General features: G+C 73.9%; 15 protein-coding genes, 6 tRNA genes and 1 pseudogene. 13 read left to right on the top strand and 9 right to left on the bottom strand.

Annotation, left to right across the window (positions count from 1 at the left end; all coding sequences use genetic code 11):
* Positions 1 to 81: 81 nt before the first annotated feature.
* From cobT to OO47_RS25345, 3 genes and pseudogenes are all read left to right on the top strand, one after another.
* Positions 82 to 2,016 (top strand): annotated as a pseudogene (gene cobT / locus OO47_RS25355) (nicotinate-nucleotide--dimethylbenzimidazole phosphoribosyltransferase); the annotation flags it as partial.
* A 301-nt stretch (positions 2,017 to 2,317) separates the two neighbouring features.
* Positions 2,318 to 3,568, top strand: a complete 1,251-nt coding sequence (gene cobA, locus OO47_RS25350) for a uroporphyrinogen-III C-methyltransferase (RefSeq protein ID WP_030214772.1) — start codon at positions 2,318 to 2,320, stop codon at positions 3,566 to 3,568.
* 46 nt (positions 3,569 to 3,614) lie between these two features.
* Positions 3,615 to 4,433, top strand: a complete 819-nt coding sequence (locus OO47_RS25345; protein WP_030214779.1) for a TrmH family RNA methyltransferase — start codon at positions 3,615 to 3,617, stop codon at positions 4,431 to 4,433.
* 14 nt (positions 4,434 to 4,447) lie between these two features.
* On the opposite strand, the gene OO47_RS25340 is transcribed toward OO47_RS25345, so the two are convergent.
* Positions 4,448 to 5,659: a serine/threonine-protein kinase gene (locus OO47_RS25340; RefSeq protein WP_030214783.1), complete on the bottom strand. Its 1,212-nt coding sequence runs from the start codon at positions 5,657 to 5,659 to the stop codon at positions 4,448 to 4,450.
* Between the two features lie 511 nt (positions 5,660 to 6,170).
* Between OO47_RS25340 and OO47_RS37400 the strand changes: the two genes are divergently transcribed.
* The 3 genes from OO47_RS37400 to OO47_RS25325 all read left to right on the top strand — a co-directional run bounded on the left by OO47_RS37400 (position 6,171) and on the right by OO47_RS25325 (position 7,916).
* Positions 6,171 to 6,338 carry a hypothetical protein gene (locus OO47_RS37400; protein WP_030214785.1) on the top strand — a complete coding sequence of 56 codons (168 nt, stop codon included), beginning with the start codon at positions 6,171 to 6,173 and terminating at the stop codon, positions 6,336 to 6,338.
* 236 nt (positions 6,339 to 6,574) lie between these two features.
* Entirely contained in the window at positions 6,575 to 7,558 is a 984-nt protein-coding gene (locus tag OO47_RS25330) for an aminoglycoside phosphotransferase family protein (RefSeq protein WP_030214788.1), read from the top strand.
* A 67-nt stretch (positions 7,559 to 7,625) separates the two neighbouring features.
* Positions 7,626 to 7,916 carry a TFIIB-type zinc ribbon-containing protein gene (locus tag OO47_RS25325; RefSeq protein WP_030214791.1) on the top strand — a complete coding sequence of 97 codons (291 nt, stop codon included), beginning with the start codon at positions 7,626 to 7,628 and terminating at the stop codon, positions 7,914 to 7,916.
* A gap of 55 nt (positions 7,917 to 7,971) precedes the next feature.
* Here the strand turns inward: OO47_RS25325 and OO47_RS25320 are convergent.
* The 5 genes from OO47_RS25320 to OO47_RS25300 form a co-directional block, all read right to left on the bottom strand.
* Positions 7,972 to 8,046 (bottom strand) — tRNA-Val (locus tag OO47_RS25320).
* A 38-nt stretch (positions 8,047 to 8,084) separates the two neighbouring features.
* Positions 8,085 to 8,156 (bottom strand) — tRNA-Val (locus OO47_RS25315).
* Positions 8,157 to 8,190: 34 nt separating this feature from the next.
* A tRNA-Val gene (locus OO47_RS25310) sits at positions 8,191 to 8,262 on the bottom strand.
* Between the two features lies 1 nt (position 8,263).
* Positions 8,264 to 8,337 (bottom strand) — tRNA-Cys (locus tag OO47_RS25305).
* 39 nt (positions 8,338 to 8,376) lie between these two features.
* Positions 8,377 to 8,449: transfer RNA gene (locus OO47_RS25300), tRNA-Gly, on the bottom strand.
* 245 nt (positions 8,450 to 8,694) lie between these two features.
* On the opposite strand from OO47_RS25300, the gene OO47_RS25295 reads away from it, so the two are divergent.
* From OO47_RS25295 to OO47_RS25285, 3 genes are all read left to right on the top strand, one after another.
* Complete coding sequence (locus tag OO47_RS25295) at positions 8,695 to 9,762, top strand: chorismate-binding protein (protein WP_030214796.1); 1,068 nt, start codon at positions 8,695 to 8,697, stop codon at positions 9,760 to 9,762.
* Entirely contained in the window at positions 9,759 to 10,589 is an 831-nt protein-coding gene (locus tag OO47_RS25290; protein WP_030214799.1) for an aminotransferase class IV, read from the top strand. Before OO47_RS25295 ends, OO47_RS25290 begins: the two co-directional genes overlap by 4 nt.
* A 76-nt stretch (positions 10,590 to 10,665) precedes the next feature.
* Complete coding sequence (locus tag OO47_RS25285) at positions 10,666 to 11,505, top strand: GNAT family N-acetyltransferase (protein ID WP_030214801.1); 840 nt, start codon at positions 10,666 to 10,668, stop codon at positions 11,503 to 11,505.
* Between the two features lie 19 nt (positions 11,506 to 11,524).
* Here OO47_RS25285 and OO47_RS25280 read toward each other — a convergent pair whose 3' ends face one another.
* Complete coding sequence (locus OO47_RS25280) at positions 11,525 to 12,040, bottom strand: DsbA family protein (RefSeq protein ID WP_030214803.1); 516 nt, start codon at positions 12,038 to 12,040, stop codon at positions 11,525 to 11,527.
* 219 nt (positions 12,041 to 12,259) lie between these two features.
* Here OO47_RS25280 and OO47_RS25275 point away from each other — a divergent pair, with 219 nt between their 5' ends.
* Together OO47_RS25275 and OO47_RS25270 are read left to right on the top strand one after the other, a co-directional pair.
* A complete protein-coding gene (locus OO47_RS25275) occupies positions 12,260 to 12,676 on the top strand; it encodes a hypothetical protein (protein WP_030214809.1) in 417 nt (138 codons plus the stop codon).
* A gap of 120 nt (positions 12,677 to 12,796) precedes the next feature.
* Complete coding sequence (locus OO47_RS25270) at positions 12,797 to 12,985, top strand: hypothetical protein (protein WP_030214812.1); 189 nt, start codon at positions 12,797 to 12,799, stop codon at positions 12,983 to 12,985.
* An 18-nt stretch (positions 12,986 to 13,003) separates the two neighbouring features.
* Here the strand turns inward: OO47_RS25270 and OO47_RS25265 are convergent, their stop codons facing one another.
* Complete coding sequence (locus tag OO47_RS25265) at positions 13,004 to 13,561, bottom strand: CGNR zinc finger domain-containing protein (RefSeq protein WP_030214813.1); 558 nt, start codon at positions 13,559 to 13,561, stop codon at positions 13,004 to 13,006.
* A 191-nt stretch (positions 13,562 to 13,752) separates the two neighbouring features.
* Positions 13,753 to 14,166, bottom strand: a complete 414-nt coding sequence (locus OO47_RS25260) for an SsgA family sporulation/cell division regulator (RefSeq protein ID WP_015032345.1) — start codon at positions 14,164 to 14,166, stop codon at positions 13,753 to 13,755.
* A 189-nt stretch (positions 14,167 to 14,355) separates the two neighbouring features.
* Here OO47_RS25260 and OO47_RS25255 point away from each other — a divergent pair, with 189 nt between their 5' ends.
* Both OO47_RS25255 and OO47_RS25250 read left to right on the top strand, forming a co-directional pair.
* A complete protein-coding gene (locus OO47_RS25255; protein WP_030214818.1) occupies positions 14,356 to 14,778 on the top strand; it encodes a TIGR02611 family protein in 423 nt (140 codons plus the stop codon).
* 53 nt (positions 14,779 to 14,831) lie between these two features.
* A tRNA-Val gene (locus OO47_RS25250) sits at positions 14,832 to 14,903 on the top strand.
* Positions 14,904 to 14,929: the final 26 nt, after the last annotated feature.

The raw sequence follows: 14,929 nt of genomic DNA, 5'->3' as shown, positions 1-14,929 counted from the left end.
GACGGCATACGAGATCATGCCTAGTCTCGTGGGCTCGGAGATGTGTATAAGAGACAGGTCCAGGAGGTCCCGGAGGTCCCGGAACCGGCACAGGAGGCCCCGGAGGTCCCGGAAGCCCCCCCGGCCACCCCGCAAGCGGCTCCGGAAGCCCTGGAACCGGCCCCGGAAACCATCCCGACCCCGGAGCCCGCTCCCGCCCCGGAAACCGTCACGGCCACGGAAGACACCACGGCCACGGAAGACACCACGGCTCCTGAAGACGTCACGGCCCCGGAGAACGTCACGGCCCCGGCCCCCGGCTACGACGACGCCGAGCGCGAGGCGGTGCTCCGCGTCATGCGCGAGCGCCGCGACATCCGCAACGGCTTCCGCTCCGACCCGATCCCGCACGAGGTGCTGCTCCGCGTCCTGGAGGCCGCGCACACGGCCCCCAGCGTCGGCCACTCCCAGCCCTGGGACTTCGTCGTCATCCGCTCCGCCGAGACCCGGCAGACGATGCACGAACTGGCCCAGCGGCAGCGCGAGGCGTACGCCAAGTCGCTCCCGAAGGCCCGCGCGAAGCAGTTCAAGGAACTGAAGATCGAGGCCATCCTCGACACCCCGGTCAACATCGTGGTGACCGCCGACCCCACCCGGGGCGGCCGCCACACCCTCGGCCGCTACACGCAGCCGCAGATGGCCCCGTACTCCTCCGCGCTCGCGGTCGAGAACCTCTGGCTCGCGGCCCGCGCCGAGGGCCTCGGCGTCGGCTGGGTCAGCTTCTTCGACGAGCGCGAGATGGTCCGCGCCCTCGGCCTCCCCGAGCACCTCGAAGTGGTCGCGTACCTCTGCGTGGGCTACGTGGACGAGTTCCCGGAGGAGCCCGAGCTGATGCAGGCGGGCTGGTCCAAGCGCCGCCCGCTGGCCTGGGTCGTCCACGAGGAGACGTACGGCCGCCGCGCCCTGCCCGGCGAGGAGCCGCACGACCTCCTCCAGGAGACCGTCGCGAACATCCGCCCGCTGGACGCCAAGGCGCTCGGCGAGGCCTGGGAGCGCCAGAAGCGCATGACCAAGCCGGCCGGCGCGCTCGGCATGCTGGAGATCATCTCCGCCCAGCTCGCGGGCCTCTCCCGGATGTGCCCGCCGCCGATCCCGGAGCCCGCGGCCGTCGCGGTCTTCGCGGGCGACCACGGCGTCCACGCCCAGGGCGTCACGCCCTGGCCGCAGGAGGTCACCGGCCAGATGGTGGCCAACTTCCTCGGCGGGGGAGCGGTCTGCAACGCCTTCGCCAACCAGGTCGGCGCCGAGGTCTGCGTCGTCGACGTCGGCGTGGCCGCCGACCTCCCGGCCACCCCGGGCCTCCTGCCCCGCAAGGTCCGCCCCGGCACCGCCGACTTCACCACGGGTCCCGCGATGACCCGCGAGGAGGTCCTGGCGGCGATCGAGGTGGGCGTCGAAACGGCCCGCGACCTCGTGGCGGCCGGAAACAAGGCACTGCTCACGGGCGAGATGGGCATCGCCAACACCACGGCGTCCGCCGCCCTGATCTCGGTCTTCACCGACGTGGACCCGGCCGAGGTCACGGGCCGGGGCACGGGCATCAACGACGAGACCCACGCCCGCAAGGTGGACGTGGTCCGCCGCGCCCTCGCCCTGCACACCCCGGACCCGGAGGACCCGATCGGCGCCCTCGCGGCGGTCGGCGGCTTGGAGCACGCGGCCCTCGTGGGCCTGATCCTGGGCGCGGCCTCCCTCCGTACCCCGGTGATCCTGGACGGCGTCTCCACCGGAGCGGCGGCCCTCGTGGCCCGGGCGATCGCACCGGAGTCCCTGGCGGCCTGCATCGCGGGCCACCGCAGCGCCGAGCCGGGCCACGTGGCGGCCCTGAACAAGCTGGGCCTGCGCCCCCTGGTCGACCTGGACCTCCGCCTCGGCGAGGGCACGGGCGCCCTGCTCGCCCTCCCGCTGGTGCAGAGCGCGGCCCGCGCGATGCACGAGGTGGCCACGTTCGACTCGGCGGGAGTCACCGAGAAGTAGCACCACGGCGCGGCTCCCACCCCACACGGGAGTGGGGGCCGCGCAGGGGTCGCGTTCGGGACGTAAAGCGTGATGTGTGGCGCGACAAGAAGCCGAACTCTCCAGGGCGGCGGGCGCCGTAAATCATGCAGTCCCGAATGCGACCCCGGAGCGGCCCCCACGTCACGCTCCACGGCGGGGAGATCCGTCACAGGGTGACCCCCCGTGGCCCCCGATATCGTGGGACCCGAAACAGCGCCCCACCAGCCGCTCCACCGCCGCAGCGGCCCGCACCTGCCACGCCCCGAGGAGCCGCTCACCCATGGCCGAGAACACCGAGAAGGCGACCCCCGACGCCCACCCCGCCTACCCGGTGGGCCTCCGCCTCGCCGGCCGCCGCGTGGTGGTCCTCGGCGGCGGCCAGGTCGCCCAGCGCCGCCTCCCCGCCCTGATCGCCGCGGGCGCGGACATCACCCTGGTCTCCCCCTCCGCGACCCCGTCCGTGGACGCGATGGCGGAGACGGGCGAGATCACCTGGCTCAAGCGCCGCTACGAAGAGGGTGACCTCGCGGACGCCTGGTACGTCCTGGTCGCCACGACGGATCCCGCCACGAACGAGGCGGCCTCCGCCGAGGCCGAGCGGACCCGGACCTGGTGCGTGCGCTCGGACGACGCCGAGGCGGCCACCGCCTGGACCCCGGCCACCGGCCGCGGCGACGGCGTCACCGTGGCGGTGCTCACCGGCCACGACCCGCGCCGCTCGGCCGCCGTGCGGGACGCGATCGTGGAGGGCCTGCGGGACGGCTCGATCGCGGCGCCCCAGCACCGCGCCCGCACCCCGTTCGTGGCCCTGGTCGGCGGCGGCCCCGGCGACCCGGACCTGATCACGGTGCGCGGCCGCCGCCTGCTCGCGGAGGCGGACGTGGTGATCGCGGACCGCCTCGGCCCCCGCGACCTCCTGGACGAGCTGCCCCCGCACGTCGAGGTGATCGACGCGGCGAAGATCCCGTACGGCCGGTTCATGGCGCAGGAGGCCATCAACAACGCGCTGATCGAGCACGCGAAGGCGGGGAAGTCGGTGGTCCGCCTGAAGGGCGGCGACCCGTTCGTCTTCGGCCGGGGCATGGAGGAGGCGCAGGCGCTCGCCGCCGAGGGCATCGCCTGCACGGTGGTCCCGGGCATCTCCAGCTCGATCTCGGTGCCGGGCGCGGCGGGCATCCCGGTCACGCACCGGGGGGTGGCCCACGAGTTCACGGTGGTCAGCGGGCACGTGGCCCCCGACGACCCGCGCTCCCTCGTGGACTGGGCCTCGCTCGCCAGGCTGACGGGCACCCTCGTGATCCTCATGGGCGTCGACAAGATAGGAAAGATCGCGGAGGCGCTCATCGCCCACGGCAAGGCCCCGGAGACCCCCCTGGCCCTGGTCCAGGAGGGCACGACGGCGGCCCAGCGCCGGGTGGACGCGACGCTCGCGACGGTGGCCGAGACGGTCAGGACGCAGGAGGTCCGCCCGCCGGCGGTGATCGTCATAGGCGCGGTGGTCACGGAAGGCCCGAACGGGCCGACGGCGTGAAGCACACCCACACAACCCCGACCCCCGAACGAGGCAGCGACACCCCGTGGCCGAACTGATCAGCATCGAAGCCCCCGACGACCCCCGCCTGCACGACTACACGGGCCTGACCGACGTGGAACTCCGCCGCAGGAGGGAGCCGGCCGAGGGCCTGTTCATCGCGGAGGGCGAGAAGGTCATCCGCAGGGCGGGGCAGGCCGGGTACGCGATGCGGTCGATGCTGCTCTCGGCCAAGTGGGTCGAGGCCATGCGGGACGTCATCGACGGCTCCGAGGCGCCGGTGTACGTGATCGACCCGGACCTGGCGGAGCGGGTCACCGGCTACCACGTGCACCGGGGAGCCCTCGCGTCCATGCAGCGCAAGGAGCTCCCGGAGGCGTCCGGGCTGCTTGCGGAGGCCCGCCGGGTGGTGGTCATGGAGTCGGTCAACGACCACACCAACATCGGCGCCATCTTCCGCAGCGCCGCCGCCCTCGGCATGGACGCGGTCCTGCTCTCCCCGGACTGCGCGGACCCGCTCTACCGGCGCTCCGTGAAGGTCTCCATGGGCGCGGTCTTCTCCGTCCCGTACGCCCGCCTGGAGGGCTGGCCGCGGGGCCTGGAGACGGTGCGGGAGGCGGGCTTCAGGCTGCTCGCGCTCACCCCGGCGGAGCGGGCGGTCTCCATCGACGAGGCCGCCCCGCACAAGCTGGAGCGGGTGGCGCTGATGCTGGGCGCGGAGGGCGAGGGGCTGTCGCAGAAGGCGCTGCGGGCCGCCGACGAGTGGGTCCGCATCCCGATGGCCCACGGCGTGGACTCGCTGAACGTGGGAGCGGCGGCGGCCGTGGCGTTCTACGCGGTGGCGACGGGCCGCCCGGAGGAGTAGCGAACCCGCTCGGCTCAGCCCTGGAGGGCCTGCGCGGCGGCGATGCCGAGGGCGACGACCAGGGTCACGACCACGAAGACGAAGAGCCGCTGCCGCAGCAGCCGGGGGTTGGCGGGCCGGCGCCCCGTCGAGGTGGAGCGGACGCCGGGCCTGGTGCCGGAACGGGACTGCGGGGGCCGCGAGCCCCCGGTCCGCGGCCCGGCGGCGGAGGACCGCGGGGAAGACCCCCGCCCCTGACCGCGCTCCCGCTCGGAAACGCGTTCGGACCCGCGCTCACCCACCCGCTCGGGCCCACGCCCGCGCGTGTCCCGTTCGGCGTACTCGGTGTACCGCTCCGTCGGCCGGACGGCGTTCCGCTCCTCGGACCGCTCCCGCTGCACGGGCGGCCGGGAGGCGGGCAGCCCCTGCGCCTCGCGCGCCGCGATCTCCTTGAGCCGCATCGACAGCTGGAGCGTGCTGGGCCGCTCCTCCGGGTCCTTCGCGAGACAGGCCCGGACGAGGGGCGCCAGCGCGTCGGGCACGCCGTGCAGCTGCGGCTCCTCGTGCACGACCCGGTAGAGCATGACCTCGGAACTGCCGTGCCCGAAGGGGGAGTCGGCCATCGCCGCGTACGCGAGCGTGGCGCCGAGCGAGAACACGTCGGTGGCGGGGGTGACGGCGGCGCCACGCACCTGCTCGGGGGCGAGGAAGCCGGGGGAGCCGACGGCGGTGCCCACGTGGGTGAGGGTGCTGGCGCCGGTGGCCCAGGCGATGCCGAAGTCGATGATCCGGGGGCCCTTGGGGGAGAGCAGGATGTTCGACGGCTTGAGGTCCCGGTGCACGACGCCGGCCTCGTGGACGGCGACCAGGCCCTCCGAGAGCGCGGCCCCGATGGAGGCCACGTCGGCGGCGCGCAGCGGCCCCTCCTCGGCGACGCGGTCGTGCAGGGAGGGGCCGGGCACGTACTGGGTGGCGAACCAGGGGCGGTCGGCCTCCAGGTCGGCGGCGACGAGCCGGGCCGTGCAGCCGCCGCGGATCCGCCGGGCCGCCGACACCTCGCGGGCGAACCGCGACCGGAACTCCTGGTCCTCGGCGAGGTCGGGCCGGATGACCTTGAGGGCCACCCGCTGGCCGCGCCGGTCGGACCCCAGGTACACGACGCCCATGCCGCCGGCTCCCAGCCTGCGGTGGAGCCGGAACGACCCGACGATCCGCGGATCCTCGCGCCGGAGCCGCATCATCGCCATGTCCGTCCCCTCGTCCGTTCGACGTGGCACAGCTTACGTAGTGGCGCCCGCACGCGCTCATAGGCCGCGCCCTCGCACCGGGATCGATTGTCAGTGCTGTGAAACCCCCCGAAGGGCCGACGGCTCCGCACCACCCCCAACACCCGCCCCGGAAAACCCACTTGACGAAGCCTCCCGTCCCCGGCCGCACGCCCCCCGGGAAGAGGCCCGGCCGACCGGGCGGCCCCGGCCGCTCCCACGACGATCAAGGAAGTGAGCGATGTCACGCCGCCCGGGCTCCTCCACCTCCCGTGCGCAACCCCTCGGGGAAGACCCGGGGTTGTACGCCCCCCGTCTCCACCCAGGGGAGTACGCCGTGCGGGCGCCCGTCATCCTCCGGGAGGCCCGCAAGTCGGTACGCGGGCATGACGCCCCGCCGCTCCCCGCTTCCTAAGGTTGTTGTCACGCGGCGGGTGCAGCACTCGTCCCCCGAGGTTACGCACCCGCCGCGCCACACGACGGGAGAGGAACCATGGCCTACACGGCACCGCGGACGACCAGCCGGCCCACGGGCCGCCGTCACCCCCTGGTGGCCACGGCCATGGTCCTTCCTCTCGCGGCCCTGCTCGTGGTCGTCTTCGGCGGCTGGGAAGCGGTGGTCACACAGGCGTCGTCCGTGGGCGTGATGCTGGGGCGCTGAGCGGCGCCCCGGACCCGGGAGAGCGGCCCGGGTCGGGACATCCGGCCATCAGCCCCGTGGGGACGGGGGTGCGACGGACGGCAGCGTGGGGCCGGTCGGCCGGGGAGCCGACCGGCCCTCGCGCGTTCCCGCCACCCCACGCACACACGCCCCGCTCCACCCCACGCACACACGCGTGCCCCGCTCCACCCCGCACACTCCGACACACACCCCGCTCCACCCCGTACGCTCCCCGCGTGACTCCCACCGCCCGGTCCACGCCCGCTTCGGGCGCCCCGCTCGACGGCCTCGCCGCCCTGGCCCGCACCGCCGCCCATCCGCCCGGCGTCGCCCCCTGCGGCTGCGCGGACGACGGCCTCGTCGGGGTGCTCGCGGACCGGGAGGACGGAACCGTCGTACGGCACGGGGCGCTCGTGGTGAAGGCGCACGCCCCCGACACCGACCCCGAGGCGCACCGCGCGCGGCTCGCGCTCGCCGCCCGCCCGGACGTCGCCGACGTGCTCCTGTCGCCCCGCCCGCTGCCCCCGGCCGCTCCGGAGGCGCTCGGCGGACGCCCGGTCACGCTCTGGCCGTACGGGCCGCCCGTCGACCCGGGGGACCCCGACGCCGCCCCGTGGGAGGAGGCGGCACGGCTCCTCGCCCTGCTCCACCGCACTCCACTCCCGCCCGGGACCGGCCTTCCGCCGATGCGGGCCCCGCTCAAGGCCGCCCTCGCGGTGGACCGGATGCGCCGGTCGGCGCCGCACCACCCGGCCACGGCCACGGTCCTCGCGGCCTGGGGAACGATCCCCGCGGAACTCACGGCCCCCGGGAACACCCCCCACCTGCTCTGCCACGGCGACTTCCACCTGGGGCAACTCGTCCGACTCGTATCTCCCGCTCCCGCCCCGGAGGGCCCTCCCTCCTGGCGACTCATCGACGTGGACGACCTGGGGCTGGGGGATCCCGCCTGGGACCTGGCCCGTCCGGCAGCCTGGTTCGCCGCCGGCATCCTGCCCCCGGAGGTCTGGTCCCGCTTCCTCGGCGCGTACCAGGAGGCGGGCGGCCCGGCGGTGGGGTCCGACCCCTGGGTCCGGCTCGACGTGCCGGCCCGTGCCCTGACGGTGCAGACCGCCGCGCTGGCCCTCGCGAAGTCCACGGCCGAGGGCCGACGGCTGGACGAGGTCGAGGAGGTGATGATCGACACCTGCGCCCGCATCGCCGGACATCGAACCGGGTAGGCACTTTCGGCGTCCACGTAAGGTGAAGCGACCATTCGAACGGCAATGTCAGGGAGTTGAGCCGAGCATGCAGTGTCCCAAGTGCCACGCGGCCATGCACACGTACAACCGCAACGGCGTCCAGATCGAGCAGTGCAGCGGCTGCCGGGGCATATTCCTGGACTACGGCGAGCTGGAGGCCCTGACCCGCCTGGAGTCCCAGTGGGTCCAGCAGGCCCCGCCGGCGCCGCCCGCCCCGGGGGCCTACCCGGCGCAGCCCGCTCCCGCCGCACCGGCCTGGGGCGCCCCGCACCACGGCGGCCACCACGGCGGTCACTACCGCCAGCGCGGCTTCGGCCGGATGCTCTTCTCCTCCTGAGGCCCCGGAACGAAGGAGCCCCCGGCCGCGAGACGCGGCCGGGGGCTCCTTGCTGTGGTGCGCGATACTGGGATTGAACCAGTGACCTCTTCCGTGTCAGGGAAGCGCTCTCCCGCTGAGCTAATCGCGCGGGCTGTGCACAACCTACCCGAAGGCGGTCGTACTGCGTGCGCGATACTGGGATTGAACCAGTGACCTCTTCCGTGTCAGGGAAGCGCTCTCCCGCTGAGCTAATCGCGCGGGGGATCCGAGGACCCGGGACCCGAAGGTCCAGTGGACGATACTGGGATTGAACCAGTGACCTCTTCCGTGTCAGGGAAGCGCTCTCCCGCTGAGCTAATCGTCCTTGGAGGTGGAGACGGGATTTGAACCCGTGTAGACGGCTTTGCAGGCCGTTGCCTCGCCTCTCGGCCACTCCACCAGGAGTGAATACGGGGGTTCGGGAAGATCCCCCACATCGAGCGGACGACGAGATTCGAACTCGCGACCCTCACCTTGGCAAGGTGATGCTCTACCAACTGAGCCACGTCCGCTTGTCGTTTCCGTTCCGCTTGCGCGTCCCGGCGACGTGTTGAACTCTAGCGGATTCCCGGGCCAGCACAAAAACGCGTTTCCGCAGCGTGCTGACCTGCGGGCCGACCGGGGCGCCGGCGACCACCCTCCGGCAGGACCCCCGGAGGGTTCGCGCGGCGTTCACTCGCCGTGTTCCCCGGATCGCGCGGAGCCCCCGCCGCGACGCGGCCCGGTGCCCCCGTCCCGCCCGACCTAGACTCGACGCGTGTACGACCTCGCACCCCTGGCCCGTTTCGGCGGCCTCGTCGCCACCGACCTCCGGGACGTCACCCACGACCCCGAGGCCCTGGACTCCACCGGGTTCTGGGCCGTCTGCGCGGACTTCGAGGGGCGCCTGACCTGCGCCCGCTTCGGGGACGTGCGGCCGGACCCGGTGCCCGCGCCCGTGCCGGGCGCCTGGCGCGGCCCCGCCGCCGGCGCCTGGACGTCCTCCCTCGACCGCGCCGCGTACACCGCGGGCGTACGGCGCGTGCGGGAGCACATCGCGCGCGGCGAGGTCTACCAGGCGAACCTCTGCCGGGTGCTGTCCGCGCCGCTGCCGGACCCGGCCGCCGCCGACGTGGACGCCCTCACCGCGCTCCTCGCCCGGGGCAACCCCGCCCCGTACGCCGGAACGATCCGCCTGCCCGCCCACGGCGTGGAGGTCGCCACCGCCTCCCCCGAGCTCTATCTGCGCAGGGAGGGGCCCCGGGTCTCCTCGGGGCCCATCAAGGGCACCGGCCGCACCGCCGCCGACCTCCTCCCCAAGGACCACGCCGAGAACGTGATGATCGTCGACCTGGTCCGCAACGACCTGGGGCGCGTCAGCGAGACCGGCTCCGTCGCCGTCCCCGTCCTCTGCGCGGTCGAGGAGCACCCCGGCCTGGTCCACCTCGTCTCCACCGTCAGCGGCGTGCTGCGCCGGGACGCCGGCTGGCCCGGGCTGCTGGCCGCCACCTTCCCGCCCGGCTCGGTCACCGGCGCCCCCAAGTCCAGCGCGCTGCGGATCATCGAGGCCCTGGAGACCGCGCCCCGGGGCCCCTACTGCGGGGGCGTCGGCTGGGTCGACGCCGACGCGGGCACCGGCGAGCTGGCCGTCGGCATACGCACCTTCTGGATCGACCGCCCCGAGGGCGTGCTGCGCTTCGGCACCGGCGCCGGGATCACCTGGGGCTCCGACCCCGAGCGCGAGTGGGAGGAGACCGAACTCAAGGCGTCCCGCCTGGTCGCGATAGCGTCGGGCCTCCACGAACCAGGCGCCTCCGAGGCGACCGGAAAGGCCATTTCCCGATGAAACTCTGGGTCAACGGCGGGCTGCACGACGCGGAGACCGCCCGGGTCTCCGTACTGGACCACGGACTGACCGTCGGCGACGGCATCTTCGAGACGGTCAAGGCGGAGCGCGGCGAGACGTTCGCCCTCACCCTCCACCTGGAGCGGCTCACCCGCTCGGCCCGGGGCCTCGGCCTGCCCGACCCGGACCTCGACGAGGTCCGCCGGGCCTGCGCCGCCGTCCTGGAGGCCAACCCGGTGGAGCTCGGCCGGCTCCGCATCACGTACACCGGCGGCCCCTCCCCGCTCGGCTCGGAGCGCGGCGACGCCGGGACCAGCCTCGTCGTCGCCCTCGGCGGGACGAGCCGCCGCCCCGACACCACCGCCGTGGTCACCGTGCCCTGGACCCGCAACGAGCGCGGCGCCCTCACCGGCCTCAAGACCACCTCGTACGCGGAGAACGTCGTCGCCCTCGCGAAGGCGCGCGAGCAGGGGGCCTCCGAGGCGCTCTTCGCCAACACGGTGGGGCAGCTCTGCGAGGGCACCGGCTCCAACGTCTTCGTCGTGGTCGGCGGCCGGATCCTCACCCCGCCCGTCTCCTCCGGCTGCCTCGCGGGCATCACCCGCGCCCTCGCCGTGCGGTGGACCGGCGCCGAGGAGACCGATCTGCCGCTGGACGTCCTGGAGAGCGCCGACGAGGTCTTCCTGACCTCGACCCTCCGCGACGTGCAGGCCGTGCACCGGATCGACGGGCGCGAACTGTCGCCGGCGCCCGGCCCGGTCACCGCCAAGGCCATGCGGACCTTCGAGGAGCACGCGGCCCGCGACCGGGACCCGCGCCTCGGTTAGGGCCCGGTCGGGACCCGGCCGCGGACCGCCGTAAAACCCGATGACGGGCGGCCCCGGGGCGGGTAGAACACCTCTGATGACCACCACCCTGCGGCCGGTCGAGCCGCTTCAGCAGCTGCCCGACGGCGGCCGTTCCCGCACGTACGACGTGTGCGTGAACAGCCGCCGCGTCGGCTCCGTCCACCTCGCCACCGACCCCGGCTTCGGCATCGCCTCGGGAGTGATCCGCGACCTCCGGATCGACGAGCCGGACCGGGGGAGGGGCCGGGGCACGGTCGCCGCGCTCGCCTCCGAGGAGGTGCTGCGGAGCTGGGGCTGCGTCCACGTGTCCGCGTCGGTGCCCGCCGACGCCGCGCCCGCGCTGCGCATGGTCCGCTCGCTCGGCTACGTCGAGCGCAGCCGGAACATGGTCAAGGAACTGCCCGACGTCCCGCCCGCCCTGCCGGAGGGCGTCGAGGTCCGGCCGATGACCGGCGCCGAGTACGAGGAGTGGGAGGCGCGGGCCAGGGAGGCCTTCGCACAGGAGTGGACCGAGCGGGGCGTTCCCGAGGAGCAGGCGCGCGCGAAGGCCGAGAGCAGCCACCGCGTCCTCCTGCCCGGCGGACTCGCCACCCCGGGCGCCGCGTTCCACGTCCTCGTCCGGGACGGGCGGCCCGCCGGCGTCCTGTGGACGGGCCGGACCGAGCTCGAACCGGGGCGGTGGGCCGCCTACGTGTACGACATCGAGGTGGACGAGGCGCAGCGCGGGCGCGGCTGCGGGCGGGCGCTCATGCTGCTCGCCGAGCGGGTCGCGCGGGAGGCCGGGGAGACCCTGCTCGGACTGCACGTCTTCGCGGACAACACCCCGGCGGTCCGCCTCTACGAGTCGCTCGGCTACCGCACGACCCACGTCAACGGCGCCAAGCCGCTGCTGTAGGCCCGTCCGGGCGGGAGGATCAGGCGCCGAGGAGGCGGTCGGCGATCGCCTCGATCCGCTCCCGCAGCCCCTCCTGGCTCTGGCCGCCGTCCAGGCGCTCGCCGCCGATGACGTAGGTCGGCGTGCCGGTGACCTTGATCGCCTTGCCCTCGGCCTCGTCCGCGTCGACGGTCAGCAGGTGCCGGCCGTCGATCAGGGCGGTGTCGAACTCCTCGGCGTCCAGGCCCAGTTCGGCCGCGACCTCCAGGAGGACCGGCTCGCCCCGCTCGCCGAGTTCCCTGGTCCTGGTGAGCAGCGCCTCCGCGTACGGCCAGCCCTCGCCCTGTGCGGCGGCCTCCTCGGCGGCCTGGGCGGCGGCGTACGCGTGCTTGTTCTTCGGCAGCGGGAAGTGGCGCAGCTGTACGTCGAGCCGGTCGCCGTACTTCCCGCGGAGCGCGCGGACGTCGTCGAGGGCCCGGAGGCAGTCGGGGCACTGGAGGTCGAACCAGGCCTCCAGGACGACGGGGGAGACGGGTGCGGTGGTGGAGTCGCTCATGCCAGCAGTCTCCCTCACCGGGGGCCGGGGGTCCGCCGGCGCCCGGGGCCCACCGGCGCCCGGGGCCCACCGGCGCCCGGGGGCTCACCGGGACCCGGGGAGGAGATCCCGGCCGGGGCGACCCGGAGATCTCCCTGAGACCGGCTCGGGAGCATGGCTCGGGCGGGGGCGGGGGTGCAGGATGGAAGGGACGCATCACACGGGGACCTGGAGGACCGCATGCTCGCCGAGACCATCTGTTCCGCGGTGTCCGCGGCGGGCCTGGGCATCGCCGCGATCGCGGCGTACCGGAAGCGCTTCCTGTCCGCCGCCCGGATCGCGGCCTACGCGCTGGTGCCCCTCGGCCTGGTGATGACGGGGGCCGTCGCCTGGATCGCGGGCACGGCGTTCAGCCCGGTGGCCTGGGCCGGCTTCGGCGTGCTCGGCCTGGCCTGGCTGCTCTTCCTGTCCACCCGGGCCGTCGAGCGGCGCCGGGCCGGCCGGGCGGGGGCCGCCGTCGCGGAGGCCGCCCCGAGAGCCGCGGCGCCCGGCGCACCGGCTCCCCCGAGGGCCGTGACGGGGAGGTCGAAGGCCGCCGAGCCCGCGGGCGACGACTTCAGCGACATCGAGGCGATTCTGAAGAAGCACGGAATCTGACCGCTTCTGGCGATTCCGCCGACCGTCCTGGTTCGGTGATCCACGGGAAGGGGTGAACCCCCGGTCAGAAGGGGTGTTCCGTGAGGTCGGGCACGCGGCGTGCGCGATCATCCCCCCGAGATGCTGGATACCTCGCGGGACCCCGTCCCCGCCCCCACCGACGTCCCCACCCACGTCCCCGCCGACGCCCCCGGCGAAGAGGCGCGCGGCTGTCTGTACGCGCTCTCCCAGCCACCGCTGATGATCTTCCTGGGCGTCATCGGCTGCCTGCTGCTCGCGGCCGCTGTGCACGACCTCTTCGTGCTGTGATCCCTCCGGAGCGGACGGTCAGCCCGCCGCCTCCTTGCGGCGCGCCCGGTAGGCGGCCACGTGCAGCCGGTTGCCGCAGGTCCGGCTGTCGCAGTAGCGGCGCGAGCGGTTGCGGGAGAGGTCGACGAAGGCCCGGCCGCAGTCCGGCGCCTCACAGCGCCGCAGCCGCTCCTGCTCGCCCGCCACGACGATGAACGCCAGGGCCATGCCGCAGTCGGCCGCGAGGTGGTCCGCGACCGAGGCGCCCGGGGCGAAGTAGTGCACGTGCCAGTCGTAGCCGTCGTGGTCGGTGAGCTGCGGGGTGGTGCCCGCGCCCGCCACCAGCTGGTTGATCAGGGGGGCCGCGATCCGGGCCTCGGGCGCGGAGAAGACCGCCGTGAACTTCTCGCGCACCGTGCGCACGGCCCGCAGGTCGTCGGCGCCGAGGTCGCCCACGTCGCTGATCTTGTGCGCGCGGACGAAGGCGTGGAGGCCCTGGAGGTCGGCGAGCGCGTCGGGGCGGTCGCCCTGGGGCGCGGTGTTCATCAGATCGACGACGGTGTCGAGGGCGATCCGGGTGTCGTGAGGGATCAGCACGATTCGCTCCCTGGCCGGCCACGGGCGGGCGCCCGCGGAATGGCGCTGACTTTAGCGCGACCCGGACATGGCACCGGCGCCCACCACCGCGCCGGCTGCGCGGTGGTGGGCGCCGGATGACGTGCTCGTGGGGCTGCCCGCGCGGCGCCGTCTCCCCGAGTCGGACGGCGCCGTGCGGCTCTCGGCCTGGCTCAGCTGTCGGCCAGGATGTGGGAGAGCTCCGTGTCGAGGTCGAAGTGGCGGTGCTCGGTGCCCGGTGGCACGGCGGCGTCGGTCCGCTTCAGGAACGACTCCAGGGCCCTCGCCGGGGCCTCGAGCAGGGCTTCTCCCTCGGGGGAGCTCAGCGCGATGCAGACGACTCCCTGGCCGTGACTACGGGACGGCCAGACGCGGACGTCGCCCGTGCCGGTGGGCCGGTGCAGCCCCTCGGCGAGAAGGTCGCGGGCGAAGACCCACTCGACCGTCTCCTCGGCTCCGGTGTGGAAGGTGGCGTGCACGGCATAGGGATCGGCCGTGTCATACCGCAGGCCCGCGGGTACAGGCAGTGAGGACTCGCTCGACACAACGAGGCGCAGGTGCAGCTCGCAGCTGACCGTGGTGTTCATAAGCGCCAGGGCCTTTCGCTCAGTGTGCGCTCGGGGATTCGCACGTCGGCGAAATCGACATGCCACCTCCGGTGCCGTTGTAAACCCCTCTGTCGGTTTTGTGGCCGTTCAGGTCCCTCGTACGGACCCGTGTAACTTTGGGTAATACGGCCATTCCGGTGTCGGTCCGTCGTCCGGTAGGTTGGGATCATGCATGCGGAGAGTGACGAGCGCACCGGGGAGTCCGCGGTCGGCCAGGAAGCCGAACTGGGATCCCGCGCGCCGGAGTTCATCAAGTCCCGCCGGACCCTGCACCTCAGTTGGCAGGTCGGCGTCTTCGTCGTGGGGCTCGCGGTCGTCGTCGCCGGGGTGCTCATGCTCGTGCTGCCGGGTCCCGGCTGGCTGGTCATCTTCGCCGGCATGGCGATCTGGGCGACCGAGTTCGTCTGGGCGCAGCTCGTGCTCCGCTGGACCAAGCGCAAGGTCACCGAGGCCGCCCAGCGCGCCCTCGACCCCAAGGTCCGCCGCCGGAACATCATCCTCACCACGATCGGCCTGGTGATCGTCGCCGTCCTGCTCGGGGTCTACCTCTGGAAGTTCGGCTTCGTCATGCCGTGGAAGATCGACCAGTGACCCGCGCGTGGTGCGGAAGCCCCGCTGACATGGGGTAATGTGTGCGGTGCACCGGGCGATTAGCTCAGTGGGAGAGCGCTTCGTTCACACCGAAGAGGTCACTGGTTCGAACCCAGTATCGCCCACCGCCCGGACCGAGGGCCCGGAGACG

It is taken from the genome of Streptomyces bikiniensis (assembly GCF_000716625.1).
Taxonomy (GTDB): Bacteria; Actinomycetota; Actinomycetes; order Streptomycetales; family Streptomycetaceae; genus Streptomyces; species Streptomyces bikiniensis.
This window is presented reverse-complemented; position numbering and strand designations above follow the sequence as displayed.